The sequence below is a fragment of the Streptomyces mutabilis genome, from assembly GCF_046628145.1.
Taxonomy (GTDB): domain Bacteria; phylum Actinomycetota; class Actinomycetes; order Streptomycetales; family Streptomycetaceae; genus Streptomyces; species Streptomyces mutabilis.
In genome coordinates this window covers 7585445-7602894 of record NZ_CP176874.1, presented here as the reverse complement: position 1 = coordinate 7602894, position 17450 = coordinate 7585445, and the positions used below count along the sequence as shown (strand labels likewise).

General features: G+C 69.6%; 17 protein-coding genes and 1 pseudogene. 6 read left to right on the top strand and 12 right to left on the bottom strand.

Features of this window, described 5'->3' with window-relative positions:
* Nucleotides 1-428 precede the first annotated feature (428 nt).
* Nucleotides 429-824, bottom strand: coding sequence for an Imm7 family immunity protein (locus tag ACLIN4_RS34080; protein ID WP_107476070.1), 396 nt, complete (start codon nucleotides 822-824; stop codon nucleotides 429-431).
* 66 nt (nucleotides 825-890) lie between these two features.
* Nucleotides 891-1358, bottom strand: coding sequence for a MarR family winged helix-turn-helix transcriptional regulator (locus tag ACLIN4_RS34075; protein WP_107476071.1), 468 nt, complete (start codon nucleotides 1356-1358; stop codon nucleotides 891-893).
* 309 nt (nucleotides 1359-1667) lie between these two features.
* Between ACLIN4_RS34075 and ACLIN4_RS34070 the strand changes: the two genes are divergently transcribed.
* Complete coding sequence (locus tag ACLIN4_RS34070) at nucleotides 1668-2852, top strand: phospholipase D-like domain-containing protein (RefSeq protein WP_107476072.1); 1185 nt, start codon at nucleotides 1668-1670, stop codon at nucleotides 2850-2852.
* On the opposite strand, the gene ACLIN4_RS34065 is transcribed toward ACLIN4_RS34070, so the two are convergent.
* Both ACLIN4_RS34065 and ACLIN4_RS34060 read right to left on the bottom strand, forming a co-directional pair.
* Nucleotides 2782-3111: a hypothetical protein gene (locus tag ACLIN4_RS34065; RefSeq protein ID WP_257101380.1), complete on the bottom strand. Its 330-nt coding sequence runs from the start codon at nucleotides 3109-3111 to the stop codon at nucleotides 2782-2784. The genes ACLIN4_RS34070 and ACLIN4_RS34065 overlap by 71 nt on opposite strands.
* Nucleotides 3112-3115: 4 nt before the next feature.
* The gene (locus ACLIN4_RS34060; RefSeq protein WP_257101381.1) at nucleotides 3116-3304 is read right to left on the bottom strand and encodes a hypothetical protein; all 189 of its coding nucleotides are present in this window, start codon (nucleotides 3302-3304) and stop codon (nucleotides 3116-3118) included.
* 109 nt (nucleotides 3305-3413) lie between these two features.
* On the opposite strand from ACLIN4_RS34060, the gene ACLIN4_RS34055 reads away from it, so the two are divergent.
* Both ACLIN4_RS34055 and ACLIN4_RS34050 read left to right on the top strand, forming a co-directional pair.
* Nucleotides 3414-4250, top strand: a complete 837-nt coding sequence (locus ACLIN4_RS34055) for an AraC family transcriptional regulator (RefSeq protein ID WP_290012741.1) — start codon at nucleotides 3414-3416, stop codon at nucleotides 4248-4250.
* Between the two features lie 82 nt (nucleotides 4251-4332).
* Nucleotides 4333-4803 (top strand): cupin domain-containing protein, encoded by a 471-nt coding sequence (locus tag ACLIN4_RS34050; RefSeq protein WP_107476073.1) that lies wholly within the window; start codon nucleotides 4333-4335, stop codon nucleotides 4801-4803.
* A gap of 55 nt (nucleotides 4804-4858) precedes the next feature.
* Here ACLIN4_RS34050 and ACLIN4_RS34045 read toward each other — a convergent pair whose 3' ends face one another.
* Nucleotides 4859-5176, bottom strand: a complete 318-nt coding sequence (locus tag ACLIN4_RS34045; protein WP_411576536.1) for a hypothetical protein — start codon at nucleotides 5174-5176, stop codon at nucleotides 4859-4861.
* Between the two features lie 74 nt (nucleotides 5177-5250).
* On the opposite strand from ACLIN4_RS34045, the gene ACLIN4_RS34040 reads away from it, so the two are divergent.
* Nucleotides 5251-6018, top strand: coding sequence for a class I SAM-dependent methyltransferase (locus ACLIN4_RS34040; protein WP_290012646.1), 768 nt, complete (start codon nucleotides 5251-5253; stop codon nucleotides 6016-6018).
* A 502-nt stretch (nucleotides 6019-6520) separates the two neighbouring features.
* Here the strand turns inward: ACLIN4_RS34040 and ACLIN4_RS34035 are convergent.
* From ACLIN4_RS34035 to ACLIN4_RS34005, 7 genes and pseudogenes are all read right to left on the bottom strand, one after another.
* On the bottom strand, nucleotides 6521-6700 hold the full coding sequence (locus ACLIN4_RS34035) for a hypothetical protein (protein ID WP_290012648.1): 180 nt from the start codon (nucleotides 6698-6700) through the stop codon (nucleotides 6521-6523).
* Nucleotides 6701-6787: 87 nt separating this feature from the next.
* The gene (locus tag ACLIN4_RS34030; RefSeq protein ID WP_107476076.1) at nucleotides 6788-7375 is read right to left on the bottom strand and encodes an NADPH-dependent FMN reductase; all 588 of its coding nucleotides are present in this window, start codon (nucleotides 7373-7375) and stop codon (nucleotides 6788-6790) included.
* Between the two features lie 95 nt (nucleotides 7376-7470).
* Nucleotides 7471-8382 carry an NADP-dependent oxidoreductase gene (locus tag ACLIN4_RS34025; RefSeq protein ID WP_290012651.1) on the bottom strand — a complete coding sequence of 304 codons (912 nt, stop codon included), beginning with the start codon at nucleotides 8380-8382 and terminating at the stop codon, nucleotides 7471-7473.
* A gap of 200 nt (nucleotides 8383-8582) precedes the next feature.
* On the bottom strand, nucleotides 8583-9800 hold the full coding sequence (locus ACLIN4_RS34020; RefSeq protein ID WP_290012653.1) for an FAD-dependent monooxygenase: 1218 nt from the start codon (nucleotides 9798-9800) through the stop codon (nucleotides 8583-8585).
* The gene (locus ACLIN4_RS34015; RefSeq protein WP_107476087.1) at nucleotides 9797-11194 is read right to left on the bottom strand and encodes an MFS transporter; all 1398 of its coding nucleotides are present in this window, start codon (nucleotides 11192-11194) and stop codon (nucleotides 9797-9799) included. The genes ACLIN4_RS34020 and ACLIN4_RS34015 overlap by 4 nt, the downstream gene beginning before the upstream one ends.
* A gap of 360 nt (nucleotides 11195-11554) precedes the next feature.
* A pseudogene (locus ACLIN4_RS34010) lies at nucleotides 11555-14088 on the bottom strand (FtsX-like permease family protein).
* Nucleotides 14085-14903, bottom strand: coding sequence for an ABC transporter ATP-binding protein (locus ACLIN4_RS34005; RefSeq protein ID WP_289908263.1), 819 nt, complete (start codon nucleotides 14901-14903; stop codon nucleotides 14085-14087). Before ACLIN4_RS34005 ends, ACLIN4_RS34010 begins: the two are co-directional and overlap by 4 nt.
* A 524-nt stretch (nucleotides 14904-15427) precedes the next feature.
* Between ACLIN4_RS34005 and ACLIN4_RS34000 the strand changes: the two genes are divergently transcribed.
* Entirely contained in the window at nucleotides 15428-16096 is a 669-nt protein-coding gene (locus tag ACLIN4_RS34000; RefSeq protein ID WP_107476080.1) for a response regulator transcription factor, read from the top strand.
* Nucleotides 16089-17180, top strand: a complete 1092-nt coding sequence (locus tag ACLIN4_RS33995) for a sensor histidine kinase (protein WP_290012657.1) — start codon at nucleotides 16089-16091, stop codon at nucleotides 17178-17180. The genes ACLIN4_RS34000 and ACLIN4_RS33995 overlap by 8 nt, the downstream gene beginning before the upstream one ends.
* Nucleotides 17181-17450: the final 270 nt, after the last annotated feature.

The window sequence follows — 17450 nt, the reverse complement described above, 5'->3', positions numbered from 1 at the left end:
GCTCCTGCGCCTGGCGATGCCGGTCGTGTACGGGCATCGCGCGCTGCTCAAGGCCACGCGTTCCAGCGTGTACCTCGCGGGCCAGTCCCGAAGTCCCGGACACCAGCGGGACGTACTTCGACAGCAAGGCCACCGCGTGCGCGTCCAAGTGGGTCAACAGCTGGCGACGGCAGGGCGAAGCGGGCGTGGAGGACCGGCCATCGGCGCACGATCGGCCGCGATCGCAGTCTGGAGCATCCACTACAACCACCACCGACCCCACAGCAGCGCCGACGGGAGACGCCCCAGACGTCGAAGACGCAGTCGATACCGACGAGTTGTTCCAGGACTCCTGGGAAGAGCGCCGACCACGACCCGATCAGGATCCACACGTAGACGAGCGCCGCGCACAGAGACTCTGGCTCCGAGCGTGGACCGCCGCCGGTGCCTCACCCAGTGAAGGGATCTTCCACCGTAGGGATGTACGGAGACAGCAATGCTTCCGTGTGCTGCGTGACCCTGCCGCGGACGAGCCTCAGCACGCGTACCTCGTTCTCGTGTTCCGGTTCCTCGTCATCGATAACGTGGAGGAGCCCGTAGGAACCAGGGGCAACCACGGCCACATGCTCGAACAGTTCGACCACGTCAGGCGACGAGCGGTGATTGGAAGAGCCGCCGAGGTGGATGAACGGCTCGCCGTTCATCCACCTCAGATCAAGCAAGTACGGGCTGTCCATCTGCGCAAGGTGAAGGTGGAGTTCATCGACGATCTGCCGCAACCGGGGCTCATCGTCGTCATCGGTTGCGGTCTCTCTGACCGTGATCCACCCGTGGTACTCAAACATCTCACGATCATAGTGATGACCTGCTTCACCGTTCCGATCGCAGCATGATCCGTCGGACACGCCCTGTCAGGCGACTGTCCCGCCCGCGTTGCGGATCAACCGCTGGAGGACCTTCAGCGTGGTGACGTAGTCGGCGTCGTCGATGCCCTCGTGGAGGGCGGCGCGGATTGCGGGGGCGTTGCGGGCCAGGTCGATGCGGGCCTGTTCCCCCTCTGCGGTGAGCCACAGCCGGTCCCTGGCGTCCCGAATCAGCCAGCCGCGTTCCAGGAGCCCCTCGGCCTCTGCCGCCAGGTCGTCCTCGGGGCGGATGTAGGAGGCCATGGCCCGGCGGAGCTCGGACAAGGTCATCCCCTCTCCGTCGGGCGAAATGTCGTTCTTCGACAAGTTGCGCAGCAGCCAGTACTGGGGCTGGGTGTAGCCCTTTTCGGCCTGCTGGGCCCTGGTGTACGCGATGAGCGCCTCGTGGGCGACACCGGTCCAGTACGCAGCGGGCTGCCCGGCGAGTTCGGCGTCGGAGATCTGCTGGGTCGTCATGGGTGTCCCCTCCAGGTGTTTCAGCGTGGAGCCCGCACACCGTGCAGGTCACGCCAAGAACGTAGGACCTCAAGGACAGTTGAGGGCAAGCGGTTGGTCTTCCCGGCGACCGTCGGCATCTTGCGTGACGGGCCGCCGACGGAGTCGGAGGCCCGCTTTCGTACTGTGGACCGGGGCTGGGCAGGCGAGTCATCTCGGGTCGACGCCGGGTATCCACTGCTCTGATGTCGGGGCGCCAGCACCCACCGACAACGAACAGGACAGCGTAGCGGGGTGAGCGATTCCGCTGACCGGTTAGCATGCGGCGTGATGACGAATCAGCGTCTGAGACGCAACTCCCTCCAGGTAACGCTCATATCCGTCCTGGCTTTGATGCTGGCTGTGTTGGGTGCACCGCCCGCGACGGCAGCGGTGAGCGGCTGCGAGGCCGACGGCAACTATGAGGTCTGCTTCACCTACGGTGACTCAACGGACACCTTGATCGCCAACCGGATCGCGGCCAAGGTAGAAGGTGCGGCCATGGCTGGAGGGCAGAGCGGTGACTACATCCGGGTCGCCATGTACCAGTGGAGCGCGTCCGGTGGCGGCGACGGGGTCATGGCGGCCTTGAAGATGGCCCGCGACAGCGGATTCGACGTGAAGGTCGTGGCAGGCGACCACGTCACCACCGAGGTCGCTGATCAGCTGAAGGGCTGGGGCATCGGAGTCAATCGCTGCGGTGTGAACAGCGGCGGCGACTCGGTCGCCTGCACGGGCGAGTCCGGTGCCATGCACAACAAGTTCCTCCTGATCAGCCGGGGCACCAGCAAGACGGTGCTCCAGACGTCGTCCAACTTTTCCACCACGCAGGCACAGCATGCACAGAACCTGCTGATCAGCCAGAACGACACGGGGCTGTTCTCCCATTACCTGGGCTACTGGAACCGTATGAACGCCGGCAAGTGGACCTATGACGGTGTGACATGGGACGTGGACGACAGGGCACGCGACGGCAGCAACGACCTGTCCCGTGCCTACTTCTTCCCCATGACGGGCAAGGCCCCGCTGACCGGAGTGCTGCAGAATGTCACCGCCTGCACCACGGGCAACGAGCGCGTGTGGCTGGAAGCCAGCTTGTTCGCAGACGGCGCCTACTCCAGCGGCATCATCAGCGAGCTGAACCGACTGGTCGGTATCGGATGTGACGTCAAGGTCATCGTCCAGAAGTACGACGGCAAGAAGTACATGCTGGACGCGGGCTACAAGGGCAAGCTGGAGTGCCACGGCCAGCACCACAACAAGCTGACCCTCATCGACGCCTTCTACGCCGGCGAGTGGCGCAAGGCGGTCTTCGTCGGCTCGTACAACGTCACCCAGAACTCGCTGGACAAGGCCAACGACACGATGCTGCGCGTCATCAACGGGTGGGTCACCAACCGCTACATCAACCAGTTCCAGGCACTGTGGATGGCCGACGTCGACTGCGACGACGATCCGGGCAGCGGAAGCTCCTGACGCGAAACCCGGGGCGGCCGTCATGCGCTTCGTGGGCGACGGTGACCATCGCGCCCCGGCACTGCAGCAAGTGCATCAGAGGGCTCGACCCGACGAGTTCGCCCCAGTCGACGACGACCACGCGGGCGCCCTGCCGATCGAAGTCCTCGGCGTCAAGGAGCCTGATGACACCGCTGGGCGTGCAGGGGCGCAGGCCACGCTCGTCGCGGGCCAGGCGGCCGGCGCTGGCGGTGGTCAGGCCGTCGATGACCGCCGCCACCGCCTCATGGGTAGCGTGCTGGGGCAGGTGGTCGGCGTTCGGCGGCGACGTACACGGCGCTGGCCGGGTCGTCGCCGACCAGGATGGTCGCAAGGCCGGGCATGCGCCCGCCGATCGCGGCCCGGGGGACGTGTCGGCGACCCGGGCAACGGATGCCCCGGGCGATCCGGGCGCCGTCGATCGTGGTGGTCATGATGGCGAACCGCTTTCTGAGCCAGCAGGATCGTCACCAGCCGCAAACGGCGGCGATCAGTCCTTGGACGGTGGCCTTCCTGCGCTGGGCGGCTCGTACACTGACGAAAATGGAGGACCACACGGCCACCGGGATCAGTGCACGTCCGACGCCCGTCCTGCGGCAGTACGTCGACTCGTATGTCGGCTTCGACCTCCGCGGGCTCCCGACGGGGGTGCACTGCGGCCCGCCGAGCCGCGCGCTCACTGCGGTTATCAGCCTGTCAGATCCTTTGGAGGTGGCGGCGGGCGTTGACGACGGGTCACCGGTCACCCGATTCGGCAGCGTGGCCGGCGGCCTGAGGTGCCGGTCCGTCGCGATTCACCACGACGGACGCCAGCGAGGTGTTCAATTGTCGCTGACACCGCTCGGAGCCCGGGCCATCTACGGCATGCCCGCCGCCGAGCTCGCCCACCGACTGGTCCCACTCGACGAGCTTCTCGGAGCGCTTGCCGTCGAGCTGGTCGACCGGCTCCGATCGGCGACAACATGGGCGGCGCGGTTCACCGCGCTGGACGAATTGCTCCTCCGAGCTGTCGGCCGTGCCGCCTGCGGCGACCGTGTGCACTGGGTGCGCCCCGAGGTAGCCGAGGCGTGGCGCCGCCTCGTCGCCGCGCGGGGTTGCGTCCAGGTTGGTGCGGTCGCCGAGGAACTCGGCTGGAGCCGCCGGTACCTCACCGAGCGGTTTCGCCGTGAGGTGGGCCTGTCGCCGAAGACCTTCGCCCGAGTCCTGCGCTTCGAGCACGCGCACGAACTGGCGGTGGCGCAGGAGCCGCTCCCGTGGGGTGATGTGGCAACGGTCTCCGGCTACGCCGACCAGGCCCATCTCGTTCGGGACTGGCGCGAGTTCACGGGCCGATCGCCGACGGCCTGGCGTCGCGGCGAAGTCCTCCTCGGAGCCGGGTAGCGGCCAATCGGCCGCCCGTCGCGGCGGCTTCTCTTCCCATTTCTTCAAGACCGCCCGATCGCTGTCGTGGACGATCGTCGGCATGAGACTCGTCAACCACGGACGCAATGCCATGGACCTGCGGACCACCCCCGTGCACCTCGGACTGGGTTCGAGAGCGAAACCCGTCGAGGGCTTCGCCTGGGACCCGGAGGTGCTCCAGGCCTACAGCGCCGCGGTCGCGGCAGACGGCGCCGAGGGCCGGATGGTGATGATCTTCGACGGCGACGGGCTCGGTGACCATTGGGAGAGCCACCCCGCAGGAGACGAACTGGTCGTTTGCCTCAGCGGGTCCGTGACGGTCACCCGCGATGTGGACGGGGTGCCCGACCGCGTTCTGCTCGGGCCGGGCGAGGCCACCGTCAACCCGGCCGGGGTATGGCACGTGGTCGACATGGAGGGGCCGTCGTCCATCCTGTCCATCACTGCGGCCCTCGGCACGGAACACCGTCCTCGGACCGACACCCACCCGACCGAACGCGTAGGCACGCCCAGTACGGAGGAAGCGCCGTGACCACACGCATCGCGTGCCTCGGCGACAGCATCACCCGCGCGCAGTTCAGCGTCGACTAGCTGGACTTCTCGGACGACGCCACCCCTCCCGGTGACGTGCAGCCTGCGCCAATCGACCCACCGCCGATTTCGTACCGGGCGGTGACACCCGCAGCGGTCGTCGGCGACTTCTTCTGCCGCAGCCTCGACACGACACACAGGTCGAGGCAGACGATCAACCCAGAGGCCCCGGCGTGGTCGATGCACTGTGCACGGCGCTTGCCCGGCGTCGTGAAATTGATCTGCACCACCAGCAGGGCGCCGATGCCGATGGGGAGTTTGATCAGGGAATACCCAGCGCCAGCCGTCCTTCTCCGGACTTCGATGTGTCTCATGAGACATCAGCTCGTGTCTGTGCCCCCAGAAAGGATCAAGCACCGCATGGACCGCTCGTGTCAGGATGCTGGGCATGTCTGGTCGCGCGCTGAGTTTCGGAGTGGTGGCGGAAGCATACGAGCGGTTCCGGCCGGGGTATCCCGTGGAGCTGTTCGACACGGTGATGGCCTATGCGGGCCGCCCGGTCCGGACCGCCCTCGAGATCGGCGCCGGGACAGGCAAGGCAACCCGCCTGTTCGCTCAACGAGGGGTCACGGTCACCGCGACCGATCCTGACGGGGCCATGCTCGCCGAACTGCGGAAGCACGTGCCGACGAGCGTCAGAACGACCCAAGCCGCGTTCGAGGACCTGCGACCGGGCGAACGGTATGGACTGGTCTATGCGGCGGCAGCGCTGCATTGGACGAACCCGGACGGCCGGTGGTCGCGCGTGGCCGCGCTGCTGGAACCGGGTGGCGTATTCGCCTCGTGCGGCGGGCCGTTTCGACTGGCTGACCCGGCTGTGGAGGCAGCTGTCCGCGCGGCGCGAGCACCCTTCTTGGCGAATGACGAGATCCCGTCGCCTGACGGGACGCCTCCGGATCAGGAGATGCAGTGGCCGGGTACGGAGCTGCAACAGTCCGAGTGGTTCACCGGCGTTCGGCAATCCGTGATCGCACGGCGCGTGACGATGAGCGCTCGCGACTACGTTGGTCATCTTTCCACCGTCTCGGCCTATCTCGTCCTGCCGGCCGCAGAGCGAGAGCAGGTATTCAGTCGGATCATGCAGGTACTGCCGGACAGAGTCGAGATGGCCGCTGACATCACCGTCCATCTCGCGCGTCGGCGCCAGGAGGATTGATCACGGCACCTCACACCATGTCAGGCCGCCGGCCCCCGGCTGGTTCCGAGCCACTTTCACTCGCGTGTGGCTTGTGTTCGGTCGAGCGGGATGACGACGGCTGAGCGTTGTGCGGTCTGCTCGCGAAGAGCAGTGTTCTCCGCGAGCAGAGCCGCGCTGACCGTGGCGGCGGCGTCGACTTCGTCTTGGAGTCGTTGTCGCTCTTTTTCGGTTCTTTCGCAGTTGGCAACGGATGCGGGCGATCTCCGCGCCCCGGGCTTGGTCGTGTTCGCTTGCCGCGCTGTGGCTGACGTGGAGCGGTGGCAGAACCCGGCTGGCCAGCGACTGCTCGGCCTCCTCGCCCAGCACGGCGGAGCCGGCCAGTGCCTCGATGTCGCGTTCGGTGAGCGCGGCTACCTCCTCCGGGCCCGGCCAGTGGCTGCCATCATCAGGATCCGATAAGCCTGCAGATCGGAGTTGTACGGGAACAACTGCCTCACCAGGCCCCTGACGACGGCGGCCTTCACAGCGACCGGGCCCATCGCTTGCCGAACAGCGGCGTCGCGATCGTGGAGGTGATCGTGTACGCCGTGGTCGCCCACGCCTGCAGGGTCTGGCCGTGCAGGTGGTCGGCGATCGTCCGCATCGACGCGGCGACGATGACGAAGCCGAGCGAGGACAGCGTCAGCCCGATGATGACCACTCGTACGGCGCGGAACTCCGGTGTTCCCGGCGTCTCCGCGTCTCCGCGGCTACGCGGCTACGCGGCTACGCGCACTCAACTCACCGGTCAGCCCTCGTACGGACGTGCGGCGCGGCCGTCGCGCAGGGTCCGGCCCCACCAGTCGAGCTGGTCCAGCAGGACGGCGGCGGCCTTGGCACAGCCGCCCTCGTCGAGCGGGCGGCCGTTGTCGTCGAACTGCTCCCAGGCCATGTGGAAGCTGACAGTGTCGCGCAGGGTGACGGCGTGCAGCTCGGCGAAGACCTGCCGCAGCTGTTCCACGGCCCGCTGGCCGCCGGCCATGCCGCCGTAGGAGACGAAGCCGACCGGCTTGGCGCGCCACTCGCTGTAGACGTAGTCGATGGCCAGCTTCAGGGAGGCCGGGTAGCCGTGGTTGTACTCGGGGGTGATGACGACGAAGCCGTCGAGGCCGCCGATGCGCTCTGCCAGTCCGGGCGCGCCCTCCGGGGCACCGGACGGGTCGAGGGAGAGCTTCAGCTCCTCCACGAGGGCGGGCTCGGACAGGTCGATGACGTGTGTTTCCATGTCGTCGCGCTTGTCGATCTCGGAGATGAACCACTGCGAGACCTTGTCGGCGAACCGGCCGGTGCGCACACTGCCGATGAGCACGCCGATCTTCAGCGGGGCCTGGGACATGGGGGGTTCCTCGATTCGGTGTAAGACGGGCGGGGAGGTGGGGTAACGCGGGGTGGGGCGGTCTCCGGGCGGTGCGCCGGGACCGCCCGGCGGTGTCAGCCGACCAGCAGAACGATCTTTCCGCGGCCGTGACCGGTCTCCAGCTCGCGGTGCGCGTCCGCCGCATGCGCCAGGGGGAAGGTCTTGCGGACGTGGACCTTTAGCTTGCCGTCGGCGACCAACGCGGCCAGGTCGGCGAGCCGCTCGGCGGAGCGCTGGCTGCCGATCCAGCGCACGCCCAGCTCCTGGTAGGCGTCGAAGGCGAAGATGGTGCCCACCCGATCCTTGTCCTTGACCAGTTCGGCCGCCACACGCAGGCCCTCGACGCTCGCGGCGTCCAGGGCGGCGTGCACGCCCTCGGGCGCGGCCTCGCGCACCCGGTCGATCAGGCCCTCTCCGTAAGTGACCGGGATCGCGCCCAGCTCGCGCAGGTACGCGTGGTTCTCCTCACGCGCGGTGGCGATCACCTTGGCACCCCGCAACACCGCGAGCTGCACGGCGATGGTGCCGACGCCCCCGGCGGCGCCGTTGATGAGCACGGTCTCCCCCTCGCCGATCCGGAGGATCTCGATCGCCGTGTGAGCGGTCTGCCCGGAGGCGGAGAGACTGCCGGCCACCTCCCAGGAGAGCGCGGCGGGCTTGGTCACGATCTGGTCGGCGGGGGTGACGACGTACTCGGCATAGGTGAGCTGGGTCCGGTACCCCAGCACTTCGTCGCCGACGGAGTAGTCGGTGACGCCCTCGCCGACCTGGTCCACCACGCCGGCGAAGTCGCCGCCGGTGATGTGCGGGAAGGTGACGGTGAATCCGGGCGGGTTCCAGCCGGAACGAACCGCGCAGTCGCTGGGCTGTGAGCCGGCCGCCTTCACACGCACCCGCACCTCGCCCGGGCCCGCTTCGGGAGTCGCAACCTCCATCAGTTCCAGGACCTCGGGCCCTCCGAACGCGTGGAAAGCGGCAGCCTTCATGTTCAACACCTCTTCGAAGCGACGTCTTTGCGGTCGTGGGCCCGTGGTGGAGGGCCCGTTGCAGAACCTAGAAACTCAAGTTCGCTTGAGGTCAAGCGTCGCCTGGAGGACGCGTTCGCGCCCGCGCCCTCCCACCGCGCTTGCCCTTGGCCAGGTCCAGGGCGGCGAGCAGACGCCGTACTCCGTCGTAGGGGGCAGGTTCACGACGTGGGCGTGAATTCGGGCAGGGTGAGGGCCGAATGGGCCGGGCGTCCCTCCTCGGCGGGCATGGCGCTGAGATTGCGCAGCCTGTCGTTGCGTTCCTTCAGTGCCTGGGGCGTGGTCGGGAAGAGGGTGGCACCGCCCTTGCCCACCAGCGCCTGGTTCATGGTCACGAACTCACGGGTGGAGTGTTCGTAGGCCGCGAAGCCCGTGGCGTGGTCCCGTTCGGCCAGGGAACCGGCGAGCATGTAGGCGCCGACGAGGGAGAGGCTGGTGCCCTGCCCGGTGAGGAACGAGGGCGCCCACGCGGCGTCGCCCACCAGCGCGACCCTGCCGCTGGACCAGCGGGGCATGCGGATCTGGCTGACCGCGTCGAAGAACACGTCGTCCGCGTCGCGCAGGGCGGCCAGCATCCCCGGGACCTCCCATCCGTCATCGGCGAAGACCGTGGCGACCAGGTCGCGTTGGGCCCGCGGGTCCCGGAAGGCGTCGAACGGCGGTTCCGGCTGGGCGAAGTTCAGGAAGGCGTGCACTTCGTCGTCACCCACGGCGTAGAGGGCCGCGGCCCTGCCCGGCGCGTTCCACATCACGGTCTCGTGGGAGAGGCCGAAGGTGTTGCGCATGGTGAACACGGTGAAGCAGTAGCCCAGGTAGTGGTGGAACCGCTCCTCGGGCCCGAACAGCATCTCCCGGGTGCGTGAGTGCGTGCCGTCCGCGCCGAAGACCATGTCGAAGGTACGCCTGCTGCCCCCGCGGAAGGTGACGTCGACTCCATGGCCCGACTGGTCCAGGGTGTCGATGGAGTCGTTGAACAGGAACTCCGCGTCGTCACGGACCACCGTGTAGAGGGCGTCGGTGAGATCGCCGCGCCGCACCTCCAGGTCCCGTCCCGCGACACCGCCGGTGACGGTGTGCGGGTGGAGCAAGGCCACTTCGCTGCCGTCCTCTTCGAGGAAGGTCAGCCGGCGCAGGTCGATGTGGGAATCCCGCAGTCGGGGAAGGATTCCCATCCTTCGGACGACGTCCAGTGCGGTGCCGCGCACGTCGATGGGGTAACCGCCGCTGCGCGGCGCGCCCGCCTTCTCCACCACCGTGACCGCGTATCCGTAGCGGTTCAGCCAGTACGCGAGGACGGGACCGGCGATGCCGGCTCCGGAGATCAGGACCTTGCGCCTCGGCGTGGTACGGGTCTTCGTCTGCTGGTCGGTCAGGGTCATTCCTTGACTCCTTTGCTCATGGTTCGGACGACAAGCAGGGACAGCACCGCGACGACTCCGGCGATGAGGAAGCCGGCGGTGAAGGCCGATTCGGCCGGGACTTCCGATCCGGAGGACGTGCCCGCGGTGAGGAGCGCGCCGCCGAGCATCCCGCCGACGGCGGAGCCCAGCACGCGGGTCACCAGGACCAGGCTGGTGGCGATGCCGGTGTCGCCTTCGTCGACGGAAGAGGCGATGCTGGTCACCATGGCGGTGACGCACAGGCCGTTGGCCAGCGCGATCAGCGCCTTGCCGACGGCGATCTGCCAGACCTCGGAGTGTGCGACGGACAGTGCGAGCAGGGCGGCGGCCATGAGGACGGCCGCGGTGGTGACCACGGCACGCGAGCCGAAGCGCCGCTCCCCGATCCCGCCGAGCGGGCCGGCCAGCGTCGCGGCCACGGCGCCGGGCAGGAGGACGAAGCCGATCTCGGTGGCGCCGAACCCGAAACCGTATCCGTCGCCGGACACGTCGAGCAGCTGTGGAACGAGATAGACCCCCATCGCGGTGCCGAGGCATATCACGAAAGTCACCACACACGACTTCCAGATCACGGGCCGTGCCAGCATGCGCAGATCGACCATCGGCGCGGCCGCGCGGCGTTCCACGGCCGTCCATCCGGCCACGAAGGCGGCAAGCACCACGATGAGGGCGACGAACGCGAGTGGCTGTGAGCCCGCCTCGGGCGCCAGCGCGAACACGAGCAGGAGGGTGACCAGGATCCCGCTCAGGAGAAGCAGGCCGGGCCAGTCGATGCCGGCGTTGTCCGGTCGTCCGGGCGGATCGGAGGGCATCAGTCGGTGCACCAGCAGGGTGAACCCGATGACCGCGAAGGTCGGCACCGCGAACATCCAGTGCCGGGAGAACGCCTCCGCCACCGGCCCGGCCGACAGCAGTCCCACCATCGAGCCGCCCACGAACATCCCGCTGACCAGCCCGATGGCCGCCTTGGACTCTCCCGCGGGGAGGTGTTTGCGCACCACGATGAACGACAGAGGCAGTGCGCCCACCATGGCCCCCTGAAGGATCTGCCCGAGCAGCAGCACCGGCAGGTTGGGCGCCAGGGCGGACACCAGGCCGCCGACCGAGACCACCGCCATCAGCCGGATCAGGATGCGCTTTCCGCCGTAGCGGTCCCCGAGCTTGCCCGCGAACGGTGTGACGAGGGTGCCGGTGATGGCGAGCACGATGTTGAGGAGCGCCCCTTCGGCCGGACTCATGCCCAGCTCGCGTTGCAGGAGCGGGAGCGTCGGCGCCACGACCGACTCAAGGGCGCCGGTGGAGATCGCCAGCATGCCGAGGGCCGCGACGGCGGCCTTCCCCATGCGGACCGGAGGGGCAAGGGCTGTGGTCATGAGCGTCCTTTCCGTTGTTGCCGGGCGGGTAGGGGGCCTGCCGCCCGCCTGGCGCTGCCGGCCGCGCCGACGGGCGACGGCGCCGGTGGGAAGTCGTTCGTCGAGGGCGCGGCCGGTCCGGTCGTGCTGGGGGCCGCGTGGTCGGCCGAGTGGACGGACGCGTGGCCGAGGACGCGTACGGCCGGCGCGACGAGCGCTGCCGCGAGTACCGCGAGACCTTCGTGCACCCGGCACAGCTCGGCGCCGATGACCGCTCCGGCGATGATGAGCGCGACGGCCGCGGTTCGCCGCAGTGCCCTTCGGGCGCGGGCGGCTCCAGCCGGGGCCGGCATGTGCCGGCTGACGCGCCCTGTGCAGGCCCTACGACCGGCGGCGCAGCGCGGCCCGGGCCGGCAGCGTCACCGCGAGGAGGGCCAGGACCACACCGGCGGCCGCGAAGGAGGCGTACAGCAGCGGCGGCGCATAGGGCGCCTCGCCGGTCACGCCGCGCATCATCGGGATCAACGTTGCCGCGGCGATCGCGGAACCGATGACCAGGCCCGCCGCGGAGACCAGCAGGCTCTCCCAGCTGAGCATCGTCAGGACCTGGCGTCGGGTGGAGCCCACCAGGCGCAGGGTGCCCAGTTCGCGACGGCGGTCCAGGACCGTCATCACCAGCGTGTTGACGGCGGCTATGGCGGCGAATCCGCCGAGGACCGCGGCCATGGTGTTGTTCAGCCAGGCGCCCAGCTTCGCGTCGAGGCTCTTCTCGGTGGCGTAGCCGGAGGCGTCGGTGACCTTGCCCAGGGCCGTGAGTGACTTCTCCGAGCCACCGCGTACCAGCAGCGTGCTGTCGAAGCCCGAGGTGACATGGCCGGCGAGGGACTCCCGGTCCATGGTCACCGTGGCCAGGCCGAGTCCGCGGCCGTAGACCGCGACGACCTCGGGGCTGGCCTCGGTGCCGTCGGGCAGGTAGAGCGGAAGCCTGTCCCCGACGCCGACGTCCGCCGAGTTCGCCAGCGTCTTGTCGATGGCGATACGGCCCTGACCGAGCCGGTCGAGGCTGCCCTCGCGTACGTCCAGGTCCTGCACCTTCGCGAGTGCGGCACCGGAACCGCTGACACCCTGGGTCGCCGCGCCCTGGAGCGACTTGAACTCGCCGGAGCCGGTCGGCACCAGCACCTGCGTGTTCAGCAGGCCGACGGCCGCGTCCACGCCCGGCGCCCGTGCGGCCTGTGCCGCCGCGTCCACGGGGAGCCCTGCCGGGTCCGTCACCACGTGGTCCGCGGTGATGCCCGCGCGCAGCTGCTTGTCGGCGGCCCGGCTCTCGCTCGTGTGCATGAACACGAGGGTCGAGGCGAAGGCCATGGCGAGCACGATCGGGGTGATCGCGGAGGCGAGGCGGCGGGCGTTGGTTCGGGAGTTGGCGGCCGCGAGCTGGGCCGCCGGGCCCGCCCCGCGCAGCGGGAGGCCGAAGAGGGCCGCGCACAGCCGCGCCACCAGCGGGCCGAGCAGCGCGACGGCGAGCATGAAGAGCATGACGACGCCGAGGGCGGCGCCGGCCGCGTCGTCTCCCGCGGAACTGGCGGAGACACCGGTGAGGACGCCCCCTCCGACGAGGGCGCCGATGCCCAGCGTCGTACGGATCAGGCCGGGCCGCAGCCGCTCCACCGATGCCTCGGCGAGCGCCTGTCCCGGCTTGATCCTGGCGGGCCGCCGGCCGGCCGCCCAACCGGCACCGAGCGCGGTGAGCAGTCCGATGACGACGGCGGCGAGCAGAGGCAGCGCGGACACGTGCAGGTCCACGGCCTGCGGGACGGCACCGCGGTCCTTCAGCTCCCCGAGCCACCAGTGCGCGAGCCCGATGCCGGGCAGGCAGCCGAGGATCCCGGCGAGTGGCGCGACGAGCAGTGCCTCGGAGGCGACCGCCCGGCGGACCTGCCGCGGGGTGGCGCCGACGGCACGCAGCAGCGCGAACTCGCGGGCCCGCTGGGACACGGACAGGGCCACGGTCCCGGCCGCGGTGAAGACGGCGACGATGGCGGCGATGCCGCCGAAGGAACCGCCGATGCCGAACAGTGTGACCTTGGCGTAGCCCAGGCCGGGGTCCTCGACGGCGCCGCGGTCGTCGCCGGCGTGCACCTTGGCACCGGAACCGGCGAGTGCCTTCTTCACCGAGTCGGCGAGTGCACCGGCGTCGGTGCCGTCCTGGGCCAGCACGGCGATGGCGTCGGCCTTGCCGGGGTGCCCGGCCAGCACGGGCGCCTGGGAGTCGGCGAACCAGACCAGGGCTCCGGCGTCGCGGGCGGTGTCCGCGGCTCCGGTTCTGGCGACGCCGGCGACTCGGAAGTCCTGCTGACCGGATGCGGTCTGCAGCACGACCGTGTCACCGACAGCGGCATGCGCGGCGCGGGCCGTACCCGCGTCGAGCACGACCTCGCCCTCGCCGGGTGCGGAGCCGGTGGTCAGCGCGGTACCGGTGAAGGCGTGCGCGCCCCATCCGTGAGCGGTGAGCACACCGCCCTCGACGGGCAGTTCGCGTGTGCCGGGACCTGCCCTTCGTGCGCCACGCGCACCGGGAAGGTGAAGTCCGCGACGGCGGTGGACGCGCCCGGCGCCTTCGCGGCCTCGGCCACCAGCCGGACGTCCAGCCGCGCGGTGTCCGGCAGCGGGGTGGCCTCCTTCTCCTGGTCCTCGCCACTGCCCGTGACTACGTACTCGTACTGGTCCGCCGCCACGACGACCGGCGCCTGTGCATACCGCTGTGCCGGCACCGACGCGCGCAGGCTGGTCTCCAGGAGGATTCCGCAGGCCGAAACGATCAGCGCGGACATCAGGAGCGCGAGGAAGGTCCCCGCGAAGGACGCGGGCTTGAAGCGGACGGCCTCACGGGCCAGTCCATTGGGACGCCTCATGCCACCGCACCTGCCATCGCGCCCGTACGGGAGGTGAGCCGAGTCATCCGCGCCGCGATCTGTTCCGCCGAACCCCGTTCGAGGTGGTCGGCGAAGGTGCCGTCGGCGAGGAACAGCACACGGTCCGCCCAGGCTGCCGCGGCCGGGTCGTGGGTGACCATGACGACGGTGGCGCCCAGGGTGTCGACCGCGTTCCGCAGCAGGCCGAGGACCTCGGCGGCGGTGCCGGTGTCGAGGGCGCCGGTGGGCTCGTCGGCGAAGATCACGTCCGGGCTGGTGACCAGGGCACGGGCCACGGCCACGCGCTGCTGCTGGCCGCCGGAGAGTTCTCCGGGGCGGCGGCGCGCCTTGTCGGCGAGCCCGACCTGCGCGAGCACCTCGGCCGCCCGCCGACGGTCCTGGCGCTCCCCGGCCAGCCGCATCGGCAGCAGTACGTTCTGCTCCACGGTGAGTGAGGGCAGCAGGTTGAACGCCTGGAAGACGAAGCCCAGGCGGCTGCGGCGCAGCTCGGTGAGCTCGTTCTCGCTCATACCGGTGATCTCCGTACCGCCCAGGAACACCGACCCCGACGTGGGCCTGTCGAGCCCGGCGGCACACTGCATGAAGGTGGACTTGCCGGACCCGGACGGGCCCATGACCGCGGTGAACGTACCCCGAGAAAGGCCCAGGTCGACACCCGCGAGGGCGTGCACCGTACCCGTGCCACGGCCGTACTGCCGCTGCACACCGCGCAGTTCGACGGCGAGACCGGGCGTTGCGGCCGGGGCCGTCGGCCGCTCGTCCACCGTCTGCCGCTTGCCCTTGCGTAGCCTCATGTTCCGCCCTTTCGCGATCTTTTCGTTCCGACGGGCTACACAGTGCGGGGACGGCTGCGCGCCGGGCGTCATACCCGGGAGCCAAACTGGAGGTGCTACCCCGGTAGGGGGTGGTGGGGGCAGGCCGCCCTTGTCGGCGGTGAGATTCGCCGAGCTGTGTCATGTGCAACCCCGGATCGGGTGCCCTGCGCGACCAACGGCACAGCCGATGGACAGCCCCAGGCACACCCCGATAAGCGCATGCGGACCGCGCTGCCCCGCCGTAGCCGATCGACAGGTACGGCCCCGTTCAAGCGGACTCGGCCAGTACCGCTGTCGCCGTATGCCGGGCTGCGGGCACTCCGCTGAGGCCGGCCATCCTGGACACCGCCCGCAGTCGGCACAGCACGTGCTCGTCGAGCACTGACAGTCCAGAGACGTTCGTCGCCGCTCCAGGACGGCCACGGCAGTGGTGGCGCGGTGTTGTCGGCGCGTCCGCCGTTTTCGATACGTGGACGATACGTGCCCGCTTGTAGCCTCGGAACATGCGCGTGTTGATCGTCGAGGACGAACCCTATATGGCGGAAGCCATCCGCGATGGCCTGCGGCTGGAAGCGATCGCGGCGGACATCGCGGGCGACGGCGGCACCGCCCTGGAACTGCTGAGCATCAACACCTACGACATCGCCGTCCTCGACCGCGACATCCCCGGCCCTTCCGGAGACGAGATCGCCGAGCACATCGTCGCCTCCGGCAGCGGCACGCCGATTCTCATGCTGACCGCGGCCGACCGCCTCGACGACAAGGCGTCCGGCTTCGGTCTCGGCGCCGACGACTACCTCACGAAACCGTTCGACCTGCGGGAACTCGTCCTCAGGCTCCGGGCGCTCGACCGCAGGCGTGCTCACAGTCGGCCCCCGGTCCGTGAGATCGCGGGGCTGCGGCTGGATCCGTTCCGGCGCGAGGTCCACCGGGACGGCCGCTACGTCGCGTTGACGCGCAAGCAGTTCGCCGTGCTCGAGATCCTCATCGCCGCCGAGGGTGGTGTCGTCAGCGCCGAGGAACTTCTGGAGCGCGCGTGGGACGAGAACGCCGATCCGTTCACCAACGCCGTCCGCATCACTGTCTCGGCGCTGCGCAAGCGGCTCGGCGAGCCCTGGGTCATCGCCACCGTGCCCGGCGTCGGCTATCGCATCGGAGGCGACGGTGGATAGAGCGCCCGGCCTCAGCGTCCGCCTCAAGCTCACCCTCAGCTACGCCGGGTTCCTCCTGCTCGCCGGTGCCTTGCTGCTCGCCGCCGTGGGCTGGTGGCTCCTGCGAGAAGGATGGTTGCAGACCAACGAAGAGGGGGCATGGAGAGCGACTCCGGGCACCACCTTCGTACGCGGTTTCACTCCCCTCGCGGCCGCGACCATGGTGTTCCTCCTGTTGTTCGGCCTCCTCGGAGGATGGGTCCTCGCCGGCCGTATGCTCGCCCCCCTGACCCGTATTACGGACGCCACCCGCACCGCCGCGACTGGGGCGCTCTCGCACCGTATCCGGCTGCCGGGCCGCCAGGACGAGTTCCGCGAACTCGCCGATGCCTTCGACGCGATGCTCGAACGGCTCGAAGCACACGTCGCCGAGCAGCGGAGATTCGCGGCCAACGCCTCGCACGAGCTGCGCACCCCGCTGGCCATCTCGAAGTCGCTTCTCGACGTGGCCCGCACCGACCCGTCACACGACACCGGCGAAGTCCTCGACCGCCTCCAAGCTGTCAATACCCGAGCGATCGACCTCACTGAAGCGTTGCTCTTGCTCAGCCGGGCCGGCCAGCGGTCTTTCGCCCGGGAACAGGTCGACCTGTCCCTCCTGGCGGAAGAAGCCACCGAAACGCTGCTCCCCCTCGCGGAAAGGAACGGGGTCGCCATCGAGACACGCGGCGACTTCACCCCCACGAGCGGATCGCCGGCGCTCCTGCTGCAACTGACCACGAACCTCGTGCACAACGCGATCGTTCACAATCTGGGCGAACAGGGCATGGTGTGGGTCACTACCAGCGCCCACCCCGACACCGTGAAGCTCACCGTCGAGAACACCGGCGAGAAGCTGACCCCACCCGTGGTCTCGACGCTCACCGAACCGTTCCAGAGGGGCACCGAGCGCACCCACGCCGACCAGGCGGGCGTCGGCCTCGGATTGACGATCGTCACCAGCATCACGCGCGCACACGACGGCACCCTCACCCTCACCCCGCGTGACACCGGTGGTCTGCGCGTCACGGTGCAACTGCCCGCGCGTACGTACCAGCGGTCGTGACAGGGGTCCCGCCCGCTACGCTTCCGTTCCGGTGGCCGTCGCAACACCCCAGCTCACCGGGTGCGACGGCCTTTCCCGATGGTCCTGGTCGTAGCGGGGGGTAAGCGCGATCCCGAGAGGTGTGCTCCGGGCAGCCGCTCGTCGCCTCGGCGCCCCGGCGCCCCGGCGCCCCGGCGCCCCGGCGCCCCGGCGCCCCGAGACCAGTTCCGCCTGCTACACGGACAGCCCGCGAGAGCCGAAGGGGGCCCATTCCATTGTGTGTGGAGCAGC

Coding starts and splice junctions, on each gene's coding strand:
- ACLIN4_RS34040 (WP_290012646.1), top strand. CDS start 5,251: ATGTCTGGTCGCGCGCTGAGTTTCGGAGTGGTGGCGGAAGCATACGAG.
- ACLIN4_RS34000 (WP_107476080.1), top strand. CDS start 15,428: ATGCGCGTGTTGATCGTCGAGGACGAACCCTATATGGCGGAAGCCATC.
- ACLIN4_RS34025 (WP_290012651.1), bottom strand. CDS start 8,382: ATGAAGGCTGCCGCTTTCCACGCGTTCGGAGGGCCCGAGGTCCTGGAA.
- ACLIN4_RS34020 (WP_290012653.1), bottom strand. CDS start 9,800: ATGACCCTGACCGACCAGCAGACGAAGACCCGTACCACGCCGAGGCGC.
- ACLIN4_RS34050 (WP_107476073.1), top strand. CDS start 4,333: ATGAGACTCGTCAACCACGGACGCAATGCCATGGACCTGCGGACCACC.
- ACLIN4_RS34075 (WP_107476071.1), bottom strand. CDS start 1,358: ATGACGACCCAGCAGATCTCCGACGCCGAACTCGCCGGGCAGCCCGCT.
- ACLIN4_RS34080 (WP_107476070.1), bottom strand. CDS start 824: ATGTTTGAGTACCACGGGTGGATCACGGTCAGAGAGACCGCAACCGAT.
- ACLIN4_RS34070 (WP_107476072.1), top strand. CDS start 1,668: ATGACGAATCAGCGTCTGAGACGCAACTCCCTCCAGGTAACGCTCATA.
- ACLIN4_RS34060 (WP_257101381.1), bottom strand. CDS start 3,304: ATGACCACCACGATCGACGGCGCCCGGATCGCCCGGGGCATCCGTTGC.
- ACLIN4_RS34055 (WP_290012741.1), top strand. CDS start 3,414: ATGGAGGACCACACGGCCACCGGGATCAGTGCACGTCCGACGCCCGTC.
- ACLIN4_RS34045 (WP_411576536.1), bottom strand. CDS start 5,176: ATGAGACACATCGAAGTCCGGAGAAGGACGGCTGGCGCTGGGTATTCC.
- ACLIN4_RS34005 (WP_289908263.1), bottom strand. CDS start 14,903: ATGAGGCTACGCAAGGGCAAGCGGCAGACGGTGGACGAGCGGCCGACG.
- ACLIN4_RS34030 (WP_107476076.1), bottom strand. CDS start 7,375: ATGTCCCAGGCCCCGCTGAAGATCGGCGTGCTCATCGGCAGTGTGCGC.
- ACLIN4_RS34015 (WP_107476087.1), bottom strand. CDS start 11,194: ATGACCACAGCCCTTGCCCCTCCGGTCCGCATGGGGAAGGCCGCCGTC.